The 15891-nt window shown below is 44.6% G+C and carries 13 protein-coding genes, 4 tRNA genes and 1 pseudogene; 10 read left to right on the top strand and 8 right to left on the bottom strand.

Annotated features, from left to right (window positions below):
* Positions 1-45: 45 nt before the first annotated feature.
* From FTV42_RS01465 to rnr, 4 genes are all read right to left on the bottom strand, one after another.
* The gene (locus FTV42_RS01465) at positions 46-480 is read right to left on the bottom strand and encodes a hypothetical protein (protein ID WP_180037186.1); all 435 of its coding nucleotides are present in this window, start codon (positions 478-480) and stop codon (positions 46-48) included.
* A 17-nt stretch (positions 481-497) separates the two neighbouring features.
* Positions 498-707, bottom strand: a complete 210-nt coding sequence (locus FTV42_RS01460; protein WP_171054337.1) for a YheV family putative zinc ribbon protein — start codon at positions 705-707, stop codon at positions 498-500.
* Positions 708-747: 40 nt separating this feature from the next.
* Positions 748-2802, bottom strand: coding sequence for a M3 family metallopeptidase (locus FTV42_RS01455; RefSeq protein ID WP_180037315.1), 2055 nt, complete (start codon positions 2800-2802; stop codon positions 748-750).
* A 455-nt stretch (positions 2803-3257) separates the two neighbouring features.
* Positions 3258-5699: a ribonuclease R gene (rnr, locus tag FTV42_RS01450; RefSeq protein ID WP_180037185.1), complete on the bottom strand. Its 2442-nt coding sequence runs from the start codon at positions 5697-5699 to the stop codon at positions 3258-3260.
* A 262-nt stretch (positions 5700-5961) separates the two neighbouring features.
* On the opposite strand from rnr, the gene FTV42_RS01445 reads away from it, so the two are divergent.
* The 5 genes and pseudogenes from FTV42_RS01445 (at position 5962) to FTV42_RS01425 (ending at position 7357) form a co-directional block, all read left to right on the top strand.
* Positions 5962-6051, top strand: a tRNA-Ser gene (locus FTV42_RS01445).
* A gap of 16 nt (positions 6052-6067) precedes the next feature.
* Positions 6068-6144: transfer RNA gene (locus FTV42_RS01440), tRNA-Arg, on the top strand.
* A gap of 48 nt (positions 6145-6192) precedes the next feature.
* Positions 6193-6269, top strand: a tRNA-Arg gene (locus FTV42_RS01435).
* Positions 6270-6387: 118 nt separating this feature from the next.
* Positions 6388-6993: pseudogene (locus tag FTV42_RS01430) on the top strand (dihydrofolate reductase family protein).
* Positions 6994-7280: 287 nt separating this feature from the next.
* Positions 7281-7357 (top strand) — tRNA-Arg (locus tag FTV42_RS01425).
* Positions 7358-7460: 103 nt separating this feature from the next.
* On the opposite strand, the gene FTV42_RS01420 is transcribed toward FTV42_RS01425, so the two are convergent.
* A complete protein-coding gene (locus FTV42_RS01420; protein ID WP_180037184.1) occupies positions 7461-8759 on the bottom strand; it encodes an SRPBCC family protein in 1299 nt (432 codons plus the stop codon).
* Positions 8760-8917: 158 nt separating this feature from the next.
* On the opposite strand from FTV42_RS01420, the gene FTV42_RS01415 reads away from it, so the two are divergent.
* Together FTV42_RS01415 and FTV42_RS01410 are read left to right on the top strand one after the other, a co-directional pair.
* Positions 8918-9415, top strand: a complete 498-nt coding sequence (locus tag FTV42_RS01415; protein ID WP_004645081.1) for a YcxB family protein — start codon at positions 8918-8920, stop codon at positions 9413-9415.
* A gap of 37 nt (positions 9416-9452) precedes the next feature.
* Positions 9453-10094, top strand: coding sequence for a fumarylacetoacetate hydrolase family protein (locus FTV42_RS01410; protein ID WP_180037183.1), 642 nt, complete (start codon positions 9453-9455; stop codon positions 10092-10094).
* A 52-nt stretch (positions 10095-10146) separates the two neighbouring features.
* On the opposite strand, the gene FTV42_RS01405 is transcribed toward FTV42_RS01410, so the two are convergent.
* Positions 10147-10968 (bottom strand): helix-turn-helix domain-containing protein, encoded by an 822-nt coding sequence (locus FTV42_RS01405; RefSeq protein WP_180037182.1) that lies wholly within the window; start codon positions 10966-10968, stop codon positions 10147-10149.
* A 104-nt stretch (positions 10969-11072) separates the two neighbouring features.
* Between FTV42_RS01405 and FTV42_RS01400 the strand changes: the two genes are divergently transcribed.
* Complete coding sequence (locus FTV42_RS01400) at positions 11073-12011, top strand: DMT family transporter (RefSeq protein ID WP_180037181.1); 939 nt, start codon at positions 11073-11075, stop codon at positions 12009-12011.
* On the top strand, positions 12008-12895 hold the full coding sequence (gene yddG / locus FTV42_RS01395) for an aromatic amino acid DMT transporter YddG (protein WP_180037180.1): 888 nt from the start codon (positions 12008-12010) through the stop codon (positions 12893-12895). The genes FTV42_RS01400 and yddG overlap by 4 nt, the downstream gene beginning before the upstream one ends.
* 29 nt (positions 12896-12924) lie before the next feature.
* On the opposite strand, the gene FTV42_RS01390 is transcribed toward yddG, so the two are convergent.
* On the bottom strand, positions 12925-14172 hold the full coding sequence (locus tag FTV42_RS01390) for a YihY family inner membrane protein (RefSeq protein ID WP_004281448.1): 1248 nt from the start codon (positions 14170-14172) through the stop codon (positions 12925-12927).
* Positions 14173-14285: 113 nt separating this feature from the next.
* Between FTV42_RS01390 and wrbA the strand changes: the two genes are divergently transcribed.
* Positions 14286-14882: an NAD(P)H:quinone oxidoreductase gene (wrbA, locus tag FTV42_RS01385; RefSeq protein ID WP_034438516.1), complete on the top strand. Its 597-nt coding sequence runs from the start codon at positions 14286-14288 to the stop codon at positions 14880-14882.
* 47 nt (positions 14883-14929) lie between these two features.
* On the opposite strand, the gene FTV42_RS01380 is transcribed toward wrbA, so the two are convergent.
* Complete coding sequence (locus tag FTV42_RS01380; protein WP_171054336.1) at positions 14930-15337, bottom strand: hypothetical protein; 408 nt, start codon at positions 15335-15337, stop codon at positions 14930-14932.
* Between the last annotated feature and the right edge of the window lie 554 nt (positions 15338-15891).

Here is a 15891-nt window from a genome sequence, read left to right as displayed (position 1 = left end):
GAGCTAGAAGATCTGACGATATTCTAGCTGAAATGCTGTCGAGATTTACTGGCTTTGAGCAAGTTGTGCTTCAAGTAACTTGATCTGTTCCTCTTTCAGTTGGATCAACTGGTCGGCATCGCTATGCTGCGCATCCAGTGTAGCTTTTTGTTCATTGAGCTGAACTTGGATGTCATCTAATTTAGCCACTTCTTCTTTGGCCAAACTGGCATTCTCCGGCACTGGTGCATCTAACAGCTGATTTGATACCAGTGCTTTAGCTTCGATCGTCTCAGGTGCTTTCGCTGCCGCCGTATCTTCTTCAGTTTTCGCCGCAGGTTTTGCTGCCGGAACAGCCGCGATATCTTCCTGATATATGCGTTCCGCTTCACCGGAAGAGGCATTCAACCACTGATATAGCAATACCAATGCAACGACAGTAACTAAAGCCCCCATAATCCCCATTAAAAGTTTGGGGTTATTTCTTTGTTCTACTGACATAGCTTGAACCTTGATTTTTATTTTACTGAACGAGGTTTAAACTGAATCACGCCAACTTCATCTGGAACAGCTGGTGTTTCTGGTTGATCAACATGTGTGGGACGATTTTCTTCATAACCACATTCAATACATTCGATCCATTCATCTTCACCAGAGGTCAGCATGACGACGCGATCTAACGCCTGACATTTTGGACATTTTGCGCCTGCAATGAAACGACGTTTAATGGTCATCATACTCACCTTGTGATCAACTTAAAAAGCTAGTTTAAGCGTTTTTAGAGGGGTTCGTCCAACCTTGATGACGCAGCAACGCATCTATTTTTGGCTCGCGTCCGCGGAAATTGATAAATGCGTCAAGTGCTGTGTCTTTTCCGCCAACTGCGAGGATATTTTCCCGAAACTGCTTTCCGGTAGTGGTATTAAAAATACCTTCATATTCAAAGCGGTCGAAGGCATCACTGGCCAAAACTTCGGCCCATTTATAGGAATAATATCCTGCTGCATAACCACCGGCAAAAATGTGACTGAAGCTATGCTGGAAACGGTTATAGTCGGTGGTCGGTAGGACCGCATACTTTTCACGGATCTCATTCAGAGTAGCCTGAACCTGTGTTGCATTTAAAGCCGGATTGGCTCGGTGAATACTCAGGTCAAACAGGGCAAATTCAAGCTGACGCAGGGTTTGCATGCCAGACTGGAAGAAACGTGCATCGAGCAGGGCTTTCAGCAACTCTGCCGGCAAGGATTCTTGAGTTTCAATGTGCTCGCTGAGCAGATCCAGACTTTCCTGATCCCAGGCCCAGAATTCCATAAACTGGCTTGGCAGTTCGACCGCATCCCAAGCCACGCCATGGGTACCTGCTACCGCAATATTGTCCACTTCTGTCAGCATATGATGCAGGCCATGACCAAATTCATGGAACAAGGTGATGACTTCATCATGGGTCAAGAGTGCCGGGCGATTGCCGACGGGTGGAGTAAAGTTACCGACCATATAACAAATCGGTTTTTGCAAGCCATCACTGGTCTGCATACGAGAACGGAAACCGCTCATCCATGCACCGCCACGTTTGCCTTGACGTGCATACAGATCAAAATAGAAACCGCCAATCACCTGACCCTGATCTTCTAGTTCAAAATAACGTGCATCTGGATGCCAGACAGGCGCTTCACGTTCAATGACTTGAATGCCATACAGACGATTCACAATACTGAACAGGCCTTGCAGGATTTTTGGTGCAGGGAAGTAAGGTTTAAGCACTTCCTGTGACAAATTAAATTGCTGCATTTTCAGCTTTTCAGAATAATAGCCACTGTCCCACGGTTGCAGATCACGGATGCCATCTTCAGCAGCAATCGCTTTCAGTTCTGCAATTTCTTTCTCTGCTGGCGCGCGAGCATGCTCTGCCAGATCACGCAAGAATTCGTCTACGGCCTCTACACTTGGTGCCATTTTGCTGGCTAAGGACAATTCCGCATAATTATTAAAGCCAAGCAGTTTTGCCATTTCCAGACGCAAACTGAGAATTTCTTCGATCAGTGCAGTATTGTCAAACTCGCTCTGTTCAGCCTGATCTGACGCACGCGTGGTATAAGCTTTATAGAGTTCTTCACGCAGAGGGCGATTTTCTGAATGGGTCATGATCGCCAGATAAGACGGGAAATCCAGCGTAGCCACCGGTTGATCCAGCTCACGTTGCTGACCATATTGTTTTAACAGCTCAATATTATTTGAAGATAGACCCGCTAAATCATCTTCATTCAGCGGTCTGAAATAGGCCTGAGTCGCATCCAGCACATGGTTGGAGAAGTCGGAAGATAATTGGGACAGACGCGCAGAAATTTCCGCATAACGTTTTTTCGCTTCACCCTCTAACGCCACCCCAGACAGTTTGAAGTCACGTAGGGCCAGTTTAATCGCGCTTTGGTGTGCTGCCGGCAGTTCACTATAAATCGACGCATCATAAATATGCTGATAGGTCTGATATAGCGCCGTATGTTGACCCAGTTGCGTATAATATTCGCTAAGACCCGGTAAGAGTGCTTGATAGACATCACGGGTTTCGGCATTGTTCATCACAGCATTTAAATGCGACAGGATGCCCCAAGACTCACTCATATTGTTTTCAAGCGTGTCGACATGTTCCAGAATAGTCAGCTGCTCCTGTACTGAAGTAGGTGTTTCGGTAAGTTCATTCAGGAACTTTTGCCCTTCAGCGATACAGCTTTCAATTTTTTGTTTTAGCTCAGCCAGCGTAATCTGATCAAATTGCGGAACAGGCAAAGTTGCCTTTTCTAAAGTCATGTCGGTCTGCCAAATTAATTTTCAGTGTTAGTTCTAGAAGTAAGGCTTCTTGATCGAGAAATCAAGCTTGACCGGTGATTTATTCTGAAGCAGGAGGTATCGAGATTTATTCAATCTCGTTCACAATGATGTCCAAGCTACTTTTACTAATGTTGAGTTATAGTTCAACTGATTGGTGTTGCTCGCTGAAACTCCGAAACAGATAGTTTAAGAATAGGCAGAATTCCATAGTCTGTTTCAAAGAAATAGGAAATATGTCTTTGCAGATTTTTGAATTTCACTGCTTGAGTGTAGATCAAAATAGGAGGCAGTTTTCCTGTCAGTTTTGTTTAGAAATAGGGAAGGTACCTGATCAGACTGATCTAAGTTGATGATTCGATGCGGTAAGTATTTTACTCTAATCGTATTTATTCTGGATAAGGTTTAAAAGAAAAAAGAGCGCCGTAGCGCTCTTTTTAAACCATCAAAAATTATTCAGTCTTGGCTTTTGCATTCGACTTTTTCTTTTTGACCTTGGCCTTTTTCTTTACTTTATCTTTAACCTTTGCTTCAGACTTTCCTGCAGATGGTTTAGCAGACTTTTTACTGTAAGAGCTGGGTTTTCCTTTTTTGCGTCGTATGGGTTGTTCTCCATCGGCGCTCAAGTTGGATTTAGATTCACGTTCATTATTGCCAAACACTTCTTCTGTCGCTGCTGGACGTGATACTGGTTTTTTCTCACTCACGCGCGGTGCACGGGCACGAACTGCACGGCCGGCATGACTGAGTTGTTGCACCAGTTCAAAATCGATCTTACGTTCTTCCAGATTGACACCGGCAACCTTGATTTTGACTTCATCACCCAGACCAAAGACCTGACCACGGTTCTGGCCGATCAGATTCTGGCTGCTTTGATCAAAGACAAAGAAGTCATCACCTAGCTGGCTGACATGCACCATACCATCGACATACAGATCTTTTAACGTGACAAACAGGCCAAATTCTGCCGTTGCACTAATAATGCCGACAAATTCTTCGCCCAGATGCTGCTGCATATAATGACATTTCAACCAGGTCGTCACCGAGCGCGACGCTTCATCTGCACGACGTTCTGTGGCAGAGAAATGGTCACCAGCTTCATCTAAAGCACCGCCTGAAAGCGGAGATGGCTTGTTATTTAAATGTGCTTTGATTGCACGATGCAATAACAAATCCGGATAACGGCGAATTGGTGAAGTGAAATGTGTATAGGCTTCATAAGCCAGACCATAATGGCCTGCATTACTCGCACCATAGTAAGCCTGCATCATGGAGCGTAATAACACGGCATGAATACTTGGTGCATCAATCCGTTCTTTGGTCGCTTCAATCACCGCCTGATAATCTTTCTGAGTCGGCTGTTCCGGGAAATTCAAACCTAGCAGCTTGACGAAGTCACGGACTTTCTGGATACGTGAGAACTCTGGTGGCTCATGCACACGGTACAACATTGGCATTTCATTTTTCAATGCATATTCTGCGGCTGCCACGTTGGCCAGCAACATACATTCTTCAATCAGCTTATGCGCATCATTACGGCTACGCGGCAAAATTTCTTTAATTCCGCCCAGTTCGTCGAAGGTCATGTAAGTTTCGACGGTTTCAAATTCCATGGCATGGCGTTCAGCACGTAAACTTTTAAGAACTTGATAAAGCTGGAACAGGGTGTTGATCGACTTGCGAACTTCACGGTCTTCGGTAATGGCTTGACTGTCACCTTCCAGATACTGTGCGACCTGATCATAGGTCAAACGTGCCTTGGAATGCATAACAGATGGATAGAACTCAAAACCGGTAACACGGCCAGCACGTGACAGTTTTAAATCACAGACCATACATAGGCGGTCAACATTCGGATTTAACGAACACAGGCCATTCGACAATGCTTCAGGCAGCATCGGTAAAACAAAGTGCGGGAAGTAGACTGACGTCCCGCGTTCCTGCGCTTCATCATCCAGCGGTTTGCCTGGACGCACATAATGGCTGACATCGGCAATGGCTACGACTACACGATAACCACCGCCGGGACGTTTTTCGGCATAAACGGCATCATCAAAGTCACGTGCATCTTCACCGTCAATAGTAACTAAGGCTAAATCACGCAGATCCACACGACCCTCATGGTCTTTGGCCGTTGGTTCTTTAAAGCTCTCGGCTTCTTTAACAACTTCTTCCGGGAATTCATAAGGCAAACCATATTCTAAAATGGTTTGTGGAATGATGATTTCAGTATCGGCCTTGTCTGCCATGGACTGCACAATATGCCCAGTCGCGAATTCTTCACGGGTCGGATAGGTATCAATCGCCACACGAATCGAGTCACCCAGATTGACTTGGGCATGTTCAATCAGTTCTTTTTCAAGGGTAATTGGCTGATGTGCATTCGGGTTGGCTGGCTGGATAAAGTATTCACCATCATACTCTGACACTTTACCAATGATCTGTTTGACACGATGCTGCACAACTTCAGTAATATAGCCCCAGGCCTTACCTTTACGGTCTACCGAAGTCTGACGCACTTTAACGCGGTCACCATTAAAGACCAGGCGCAGTTCACGCTCAGCCAGTAATAGGTCGTCCTGGCCGGAAATGTTGGCAGTTCCCATCCCCCGGGAATTGATATAAACCGTCGCTTCGGATTCAGGTTGCTCGACGGCAATCTGAAACTTGTAGCCGTCTTTCATCAGTTGCCCGTCACGCACCATCGCAATTAAACGATGGCTCAGGGCATCAATACTTTTTTGATCTGCAATTTCAAAATGTTCGACCAGGTCTGCATGGGACTGGGCATTGTTCTTTTCGATGGTTTCTAAAATGAGCGTGCGGCTAGGGATAGGGTTGTCATAACGTTCGGCTTCAGCTTTTGCTTCAGGATCGACCCAGTTTTTCATCATGTCTTTAAATTTATCTTAGGAGATAGGTTTAGCATAAAACATGTGTGCGCAGACTGCACGTAAATGATTGCAATAATCCATTTAAGTTTTCAATTTTCTGTTAATTTTCGATAATTGGAAATTTATGCAGTTTTTTACTATCAAAATGCACGAAAAATCGAGGAATTGCTTAAAAAGTATTTAAACGAGCAAAAATATGCACTTTTTTTTGATGCTGCGCTTGCAGTGCCATGCCGAAATTTGTATTATGGCCGCACGTTACGGTGAGATGGGTGAGTGGCTGAAACCACGTCCCTGCTAAGGACGCATACGGGTAACTGTATCGAGGGTTCGAATCCCTCTCTCACCGCCACGCTTACTTATGTCGCGCGCTCATAGCTCAGCTGGATAGAGCACTTGGCTACGAACTAAGGGGTCGGGAGTTCGAATCTCTCTGAGCGCACCAAGTAAGTTAAGCAAAAAAACGTATTGCCAACCTAGGCACACAAGTTACGCGCTCATAGCTCAGCTGGATAGAGCACTTGGCTACGAACTAAGGGGTCGGGAGTTCGAATCTCTCTGAGCGCACCAACTTGAACAATTAACCGCACATGTTGCGGTTTTTTTGTGCCTAAAATTTACAGAAACACCAGACAGCACGTGCTAAAAATAAGTCTCAGGCGAGTGAATAAAAATAAAGGCAGTCGTGATGAGAAAAATCATTGTCCAGGAATTTTTGACCCTAGATGGCGTGATGCAGGCGCCCGGCGGCCCGAAAGAAGATATATCTGGTGGTTTTCAATATGGTGGCTGGGTGGCGCCGTATTTTAACGCGGAACCTGATCCGGCATTTGATGCCATCATGCAAAAATGGATGCAGCCCTCCGATATTCTTTTGGGGAAAAACACTTTTCAGATTTTTGAATCTTACTGGCCCACACATACTGAAGACTGGCCGGGAATCAATGACGTCAATAAATATATTCTTTCTACTAGTCTGGAGCATTCCGACTGGTAAAATACCCTTTTTCTGAAAAGCATTGATGAGATAATCAATCTTAAAGCATCGGGAGAGGGGGATATTCGCGTGTATGGTAGTGCTGCAGTCGTACAGACACTTTTCAAATATGAGCTTGTGGACGAACTTCGTCTGCTGACTTTTCCAATTATACTCGGTGTTGGCAAACGCCTGTTTAGCCATGAATCAATACCCGCCGCTTTTCAATTGATAGATCATCTGGCCAGCTCAAATGGTATTGTGTTTACGCATTATCAAAGGGCAGGAGAAGTAAAGACTGGAACAATAGGCGAGTGATAAAGTGTACAAGGATGATGGTCGTTTTATATTTGAATTCTATTCTGGCTGAATACCTGGTTAAGAATACTTAAGGCTGACCCATTGCGTAGTGATGGAATTTTTGGAAAATACAAGCCTCTTGATTGAATTAATTAAGTGTTTTTAGCTCTAAATCCGCAGAAATTTTCAGCAGAAAACTATAAATTTTGATACATCGTTTAATTACTGTACATTCAGTTGTGATTTTATTAAAAAACACTTAACAAGACTGAAAAAGCTCGTATAATGCACCCCATCAAGACGTCGCGCTCATAGCTCAGCTGGATAGAGCACTTGGCTACGAACTAAGGGGTCGGGAGTTCGAATCTCTCTGAGCGCACCAATCTTGATAAGAATTCTGAAAAAACCGCACGTTGATGCGGTTTTTTTACGTCTGTGATTTTTAACTATTTTCATATAAAAAACCAATAACTCTCTGCTTCCTCTCATCTTAATTTCTGCTGCACTTTCAGTGCATAAACGGTATTGCCGCCTACCGCAGGTAAAACATCGTGATAGGGCATACTGCGCATGGCTCTTAATAAGAACGGCGCCTGATCGTGAATTTTCATGCTGCTGGTAATTTGAAATAAGGTACCTTGTGACTGTGGCAATAAGCGCATGCCACCTTTTACAAACTTCAAGTCGCCACCATTGGCATTAAACTGGTTTTGCAGGGAATCAGGCTGGTAAAAACGCATCTTGAAATTAAATGGAATTTGAATCACGCCCAAACCCACCGAAACCTTATAGTTGGCATCTATATTCTGGTTATTGATCGAATTGAGTTCGACTTTCTTGATCTGCCGGGGGAAAAGTTGCTGGGTTGCTTCAGCAGCCAACCACGGCCGCAATTTTTCGACCGGATGCGCAAAATATTGATAGGTGCTGCTAAATCTTAAATTTTCTGAGGCTTTTCCTTCTTTAATCTGATAGTTCGGCAAAATGAAACTGACTGGTTGGCCAGATTTTTGGCTGATCTGGGCAATTTTTTGTAGCTGTTGAGGGTTGAATCTCATCTGCGGAATCGGAGTTGCTAGCGCTGCTGTATGCTCGTCTTTAAAACGTTGTTGTAGTGCTTCCAGCAGAAATGCGTTGGTACTCGGAGGAATGCCGAGTTTAGCTTCAGGCAGCGCATTCAGAATCTTACTGAATAAAAAGCCTTTAGGTTGATTCAGGTCGCCCCATTGGGTGACAGTCACCAGAGTTTTATGTGGACCCAGTGCAAACCATTCTAGTTTTCCTGCACCATAGGGAATCGGCGCATCAATAATTAAGGTGCTGATGCTGTTTTCACCCAGATGATGCTGCATCACTACGGTTTCTTTAAAGTTCAAGACTGGAATCGGGGTCGGGATATGAACCTGATATTTAACCTGCTGAATCGAACCCTGCTGCTCCAGCACCTTGGCCGACTTTAAGGTCGGAAACAGGCCGACATAATTCGGATAATGTTGCAGCAATTTTTCAACCTGAGCTTCAGCTACCGGCAATATCACAGCCGCACTATAAAACTGTGTCTTGCTGGCTGCATTGCTGTTTAAGGTCGGAAGCTGGGTTTTAGATGAGGGATGCGCATAAATCAGAATCCGCTCGCCGGTTAATTCTGCCAGTTGCTGGGCATTGCCTTGATAAGCACTCAGACTGCTCGGAAGTTCGGCATTCCAGGCAATGATTTTGGCCAGTGCTGGGGCAGAAACTGTCAAACAAACACCGATGAGCATGCATTGCTTTAATCCTTTCATTCAACATCCTGTTGCGTATTTTTTGTTTTAATTGCTGTTTATTTAAAACCAAATGCACGTATTTCCAAAGCAAAGTTATGTAATTGATGCGACAGGCCATAAGCGCTATGGATATTTTGGTATAGTATTGGGCAAGATTTTATTTTTGATGTGATGCTATGACTGAGTCAGCACCGACTTTATCGACCCGTTATTTTCTGACTTTAGAAGAATCTCAGGATGGTTTTGCCCTGGCGACGTTTGGTAAAAAGCAGATTTCACGTTTTCTGACGCCTCTGGTCAGTATCGGGATCATCATCTGGGGTTTCTCGATGGGCTTTGATGGCGTCGGACGTTATTACGTGGCTTTGGGCGCATTCTTTCTGCTCCTGCAAGGCATCATGCGTTACTGGTTCCTGCCGATGATGTTTAAACGCCAGTTTGTTAAATATCAGTTTGGTAAAAGCGAACAGGGCATTGATCTATATCAGGACTATGCGGAAATTTTTAATAATGATCGTAGCAAGCTGGTGCCATATAGCGAAGTTCAGAATTTTGCTGTCGGTAAACTGACTTATATGCTGGAATTGAAAAACCGTACCGTCGTGATCGTACCGAAGCGTGCTTTTAAGGACGGCACTGAACAGAGTATGTTCGAGCATACATTTAAAAAATAATTCAGATATCTATAAAAGGAAAAGGGAAGTTTTGATCATGAGCACACGTCCATCCAAAATCGTTTGTGTGGGTCGCAGTTATGCCGATCATGCCAAAGAACTCGGCAATGCGATCCCTGATCGTCCGGTATTGTTTATTAAGCCTCCGAGTGCCTTAAGTTCGCTTGAAGCAGGCATTGAATGGAATCCGGAATGGGGCAACTGTCATTATGAATGTGAACTCAGCTTGCGTATTGACCGGACTTTAAGCAAAGAAAGCGATCCTGTGAAAGCACTTGAAGCTGTGGGTGCGGTGACTTTAGGTCTGGACTTAACTTTGCGTGATTTACAGGATGATCTCAAGAAAAAAGGCCAGCCTTGGGAACGTGCCAAAGCCTTTGATGGTTCTTGTCTGTTGTCGGACTGGGTGCCTGTAGCGGATGTGGTTACTGACTGGAAAGATGTGCATTACACACTTGAAGTCAATGATGAGCTGCGTCAAAAAGGTGATACTGCGTTATTGATTTTTGATATTGCGACCTTGCTGGCTGATATCAGTCAGGTCTTTACTTTGGAAGAAGGTGATGTGGTGATGACCGGTACACCGGCAGGCGTTGCGGCATTACATTCAGGCGATCAACTGAAAATGACCCTCAAAGGGCAGTCTCAGGATTATGTCTGGATGACTTTTGTGAAATAACCAAGATTTTGAATCAAAGGAGCCAATGGGCTCCTTTTTCATATGCATAATTTTAATCATTAACAGTATAACGCTTGCGAAACTGATCAGGGGTGGTTCCCATCCAGCGTTTAAACATGCTGATAAATGCCGAGGCATTGGCATAGCCCAGATCAAAGGCAATGCTTTCAACACTATGTGCTGCATTTAATAAAGACATGGCCTGCATCACTTTCAGGCGTTGCCGCCATTCATGCAGTGACATTCCCAGTTCTTTCTGGCTGTATCGGGCTAGCGTCCGTTCAGTTAAATTGACGCGTTCGGCCAGTTGCTGCAGCGAGCTTTGATCCGCCGGATGCTGATGTAAATAATCTAAAATCTGTTTCAGCAATGCATGTTCTGAATGCGGTAGATAACTGCTGACCAGTTGGGCTTGCTGGAGCTGATCAAGCAGCACCTGTAGCAGACGCTGATATTCAGCTGAATTCTCGAGTGCTGGATGATCTTGCTGATGCAGTTGTTTCAGGTGGGTAAATAAAGCAGTGACCAGAGGCGCACTGAGCAAGATACCCGGTTGAGTGGGAAGTTGGCTACACAGCGATTCATGCACATACAGGGTGCCATGAGAAACCGCGGTACGGTTCAGACCACGATGCTCTAAATTCGGTGGAAGCCAGATGCCGTGAGGTGAAGGCGTCACATAATTTATATGATTAATATTCACTTCCATCACGCCATGAAAAGCATAGACAAATTCTCCCCAAGCATGGCCATGTAGCGGATAAACAGATTGCGCAGGATCCTCCCTGAAGCTGATCCACAGAGGTGCTTTAATCAGATCATGGGTCGGAAGTTGCTTGAGCGAAGCTGAATCTGCTTGGATTTTTTTATGCATCACCGAAATTGCCTGAATAACACCATCATTTGTCTGTTTTGAAGTATATCTTTTATTTCTGACACTTTTATAGTGTACCTTCCAAATGAGCAACAGGACCGTATGTGAGCCAGCGTCACGTATTAGATGCCAAAGCATCTGCCATCATGTTTGTATTGTGTATGTTGTGGGGTTTACAACAGGTGGTACTGAAGTGGGCCGCGAATGATATTTCAGCCCTGATGCAAATTGCCTTGCGTTCAGCCTTGTCTGCGCTGATGGTTTATCCCTTGATTCGGCAAAGCGTACGCCGTCAACTGTGGAATGCACGCTATTTACCTGCAGGATTGCTGGTCGGTGTGTTGTTTGCAACCGAATTCTATCTGATTGGTGAGGCACTGCGTTATACCTCAGCCTCGCATACGATTGTTTTACTCTATACCGCACCGATTTTTGTGGCTTTGGGTTTGCACTGGAAATTGCCGGCAGAGCGTTTGTCTGCTGTGCAATGGGGCGGAATATTTCTCGCCTTTAGCGGAATTGTAGTCAGTTTTCTGTTACGTCCACAAACGGGGTCAGGTCTACAGACTGATGCCTTGTGGGGAGATTTTCTGGCCTTGCTTGGCGGCGTATTCTGGGCAGCCACCACAGTCAGTGTACGTCTGAGCCGGCTGGCTGAAGCACCTGCAACCCAGACTTTGTTCTATCAATTATTGATGGGTGGAATCCTGTTATTGCCTCTGGCTGTTCTGACTGGGCAAGCAGCTATTCAATGGACGGTGTTGTCTATTTCCAGTCTGATTTTTCATACCGTACTGATTTCCTTTGCCAGTTATCTGATCTGGTTCTGGATGCTGAAACATTATCTGGCATCACGGTTGGGGGTATTTTCCTTTTTGACCCCTGTATTCGGCATGCTGTTCGGGGTGCTGATTCTGGATGAACATATCGAAATCAATTTTATTATCGGCACCTGTATGGTGATGTTGGGCGTGATTCTGGTGAGTTTGCAGGGATGGCTGAAAAAACCGAATATCAATAAAACTATTCAAGAGCAAGTATGAAAAACTGGTCTGTAAATTTAGCGACCTGGATTGGCCTGTCTTCCATTCTGATCTGGGCTAGTCTGGTCGCTGTAGTGAAACTGATTACTGAATCTACAAGTGCAGTGCAGGGGATTGCTTTAATTTATAGTTTTAGCAGTCTGGCGATTTTGGCATTCACGGGTTTCCCAAAAATCAAGCAAATGTCCAAGCGCTATCTGTTCGGTTGTGGCGCTTTATTTGTGGCTTATGAGATTCTATTTCTGGTTGCCGTGGCATGGTCGGATAATCGTGAACAAGTGATGCTGATTGCCATGATCAATTATCTGTGGCCACCCTTGATGATTGTTTTTTCGATTTTTACCCGGCAGTTGCAGGCCCGCCTCTGGGTGATTCCCGGCTTTCTGCTCGCCGTAATGGGACTGATGCTGGTGGTCAATCCAGAAATCACTAATCTGCCGAAGTTTATGCAGGCTTTAGCTGAAAATCCTTGGGCCTATGGCTTTGCCTTTCTCGGCGCTTTGTTATGGCCTTGCTATTGCGTTCTGACCAGAACCTACGGCCGCGGACAAAATGGTGTACCGATTTTCTTTTTGGTCGCTGTAATCAGCTTATGGCTCTTACATTTAGGATTAAACGAACCTTTTATCATGCCCACATTCAAGCTATGGCTGGGAATTACGGTGGTAGGCAGTCTGATTGATATCGCCTATAGTAACTGGAATCAGAGCATGCAATTCGGCAATATCAAGGTGCTGATTTTAGCCACCTATTTTATGCCGATTTTTTCTTCAGTCATGTCGATGCTGATTCCGGATGTCAGGCCCGAACTCAGTTTCTGGATCGGGACAGCCTTGGTAAGCGTAGGTGCGATTGTTTGCTGGAAATCTACCGCTATCAGTTAAAAAAAATCCTCTCAAGCGAGAGGATTTTTTTATTTATGTCGGAACAGTTCGGACAATGGAAAATTGAGTTTTTCTTCCAGATATTGATCGGTTTCCTGTAATCTAGGTGAGAAATTTTGCATCCAGATGTCATCAGTCTGGGCATTGGTGAGATGGTTTTTGCGTGGCAGTGGATAGGGTAATTGCAGATAAAAATTCCAGAAGCTGACCTGATCCAGATCACGAACCAGCACATATTCATTTTCATCGGTACGTTTGATCAAATTCTGCTTTTCAAACATGGCGACATAGCTCGGCCAGCGTCCAATTTCATCCCGGCCTAAGACCTCAAGTGCTTGGGCTTCACTGATGCTTTCACCAGTTTTCTGCTTTTTATAAAATAATTCTAACAGATCCAGCAGCATGACGATGGGATGGCGTTTATTGTCCTGCCCAGATTCAAACGCCGTCAGGGCATAGCTGATTTCAACCCCCAATAACACAATAATCCACGACAGATAAATCCAGAGCAGGAAAATCGGCACGGCGGCGAAGGCACCATAGACGATCTCATAGCTGGTAAAGTTTGACATGATATAGCCAAACAGATTTTTCAGCAGCTCAAACACCACGGCACTAAATAGACCGGCAATAAAGGCAGATTTAAGCGGTACACTGCGATTCGGGATGGTCCAGTTCAAAATGAAAAATCCGAGTACAGTCAAAGAAAAGGAAATCGCCCAGAGGACAAAAGCGCCATCAAGCTCATAACCGGCAAAGTTATTGCTGAGAATGCTCATGGATGCCACGGTCGAAGAAATCACAAATGCACTGCCGAGTAAAATCGGCCCGAGCGAAATGATGGTCCAGTAACGCATAAAGCCCATAATTCCGCCCCGCGTTTCAGTCACGCGCCAAATGCGGTTAAACACCGTTTCGATACTGCTGAGCATCAATACTGTCGTCACAAACAAGAACAGAATACCAATGATGGTGAGATTGCTGGATTTATCGGTAAAGGCATTCAGGGCCTTATCAAAGGCAATGGTGGTTTTGGGTAAAAAATTACTATAAATCAGCTGCTGTAATTGCTGCCGCGCAGGTTCTAGGGCTTTAATGGAAGAAATAATCACCAGAAAAACCGTCAGCATCGGCACTACGGCGAACAGGGTGGTATAGGTCAGGGAACCTGCCTGTTCGCGACAGCGGTCTGTTTCAAAGCGTCGAAGTACAAATAAAACAAATTGAAACCAGTGTTTTTCATAGAAAGGTAATTTCTTTAAATACTTAACAATCATCTGCATCCAATCTCAATTTTTTTAATCATCATGAATTTTCATCATCAGCTTAACCAAAAAACTTGCAAAGTATCGTATAGTTTTATTTTTTTAAGTAATGAATAAGAACCATGATGCAACCTTATGTCCTTGTTTTATATTACAGCAAATATGGCTCAACCAAAGAAATGGCGCATCTGATTGCCAATGGAATTGAAGCGGCAGGCGTGGCAGTAAAAATCAGGACAGTTCCAAATATATCCAGCATGGTAAAAGTCGCTGAACCGAGTATTCCGGCAGAAGGGGATATTTACTGTACTCTGGACGATCTGGCGCAATGTGCCGGCCTGGCGCTTGGTTCACCGACCCGTTTTGGCAATATGGCCTCTGAAATGAAATATTTTTGGGATCAGACCACGAGTCTGTGGCTGAATGGAGCGCTACACGGTAAACCGGCTTGCGTGTTTACGGCATCAGGTTCCATGCATGGCGGACAGGAAAGTACTTTGCTGACCATGCTGCCGCCGTTGTTCCATCATGGCATGATGATCATGGGGCTTAGTAACTCAACACCGGCACTCTCGAATACCAAAACTGGTGGTACGCCTTATGGCGCTAGTCATGTCAGCGGCCCACGGCATGATCAGGGCCTGAGTCAGGATGAAAAAATTCTGTGTGAAGTACAAGGCAAGCGTTTAGGTGAAGTGGTACTGAAACTCAATCGAGTCTGACAAGCACTCACAGGAAATGAAGCATGAACTTCATTTCCTGAATTTTATTAGGCTTCTTTTTGATCTTTTTGATCTTTTTGATCTTTTTGATCTTTTTGATCTTTTTGACTAAATCTGTATTTGCATTTCAGACATTGATAATCCTGAAACAGATTACGGTCGACAGAAACCCCGGCTTTTTTCCCCAGAAAATTACCGACCACACCGCCGGTAATCCCGACACTGATTGCACCGACAAAAGTGCCTACGGTTCCGCCGACAATCACACCTAAAGGTCCGGCTACTGTACCAATTGCAGCGCCAATCGATGCACCTGAAGCAGCGCCACCCACAGTCCCTGCAGTTGCACCCGCTGAACTCATGAGAATGCCGCCAATTTTCTTTAAATTCTGTTCATGATCGCGCTGTTCGATATCAGCTGAGCCACATTTAGGACATTGCATAGATTGTTCCATCAAGGATTGAGATGTGCTTGTTTTAGGTTTGTCGGGAATAGGATGTGTGCCCTGCTCAGCACTTATTCATAACATACAACAACACACTAGATAAGTTTTGAATTCGCAAATCAGAAACATTGCATACTCACTTGATTCTAGTTGAGTTCACGCTAAAACATTGTATTTCAGCTGTAAATATATGCCTTCTTGGTTGATTAACGCAATTCTTAACCTGTCATTGAGGAAATGGCAAATCTCAAGATCATCAGAAATGTTCTTCTCTCATCAGTCTAAATATTGCGATCTTAGGTAGGCCATTTCTGGATTCGAAATGAAAAAGGAAGGGAAGTCGAAAAATATGTAAACGAGTTCTTATCAGGTCTATTCAAGTTTTCAGCCAAAATACACCTGAATATTGGCGTTTCTTTATAAGTCACCTTCATTGGACTTTGTTGCACAAAGATTTGAAATGCAAAGCGCCCCTAATTGAGCCAAATTTAAGGCGTAACTTGGGTAAGTGGTCGACCTAATTCCGTAAATCTGTTGAGGACTGCTACACGTGCATGAATTTC

It is taken from the genome of Acinetobacter sp. YH16052 (assembly GCF_013417155.1).
Lineage (GTDB): Bacteria > Pseudomonadota > Gammaproteobacteria > Pseudomonadales > Moraxellaceae > Acinetobacter.
This window is presented reverse-complemented; position numbering and strand designations above follow the sequence as displayed.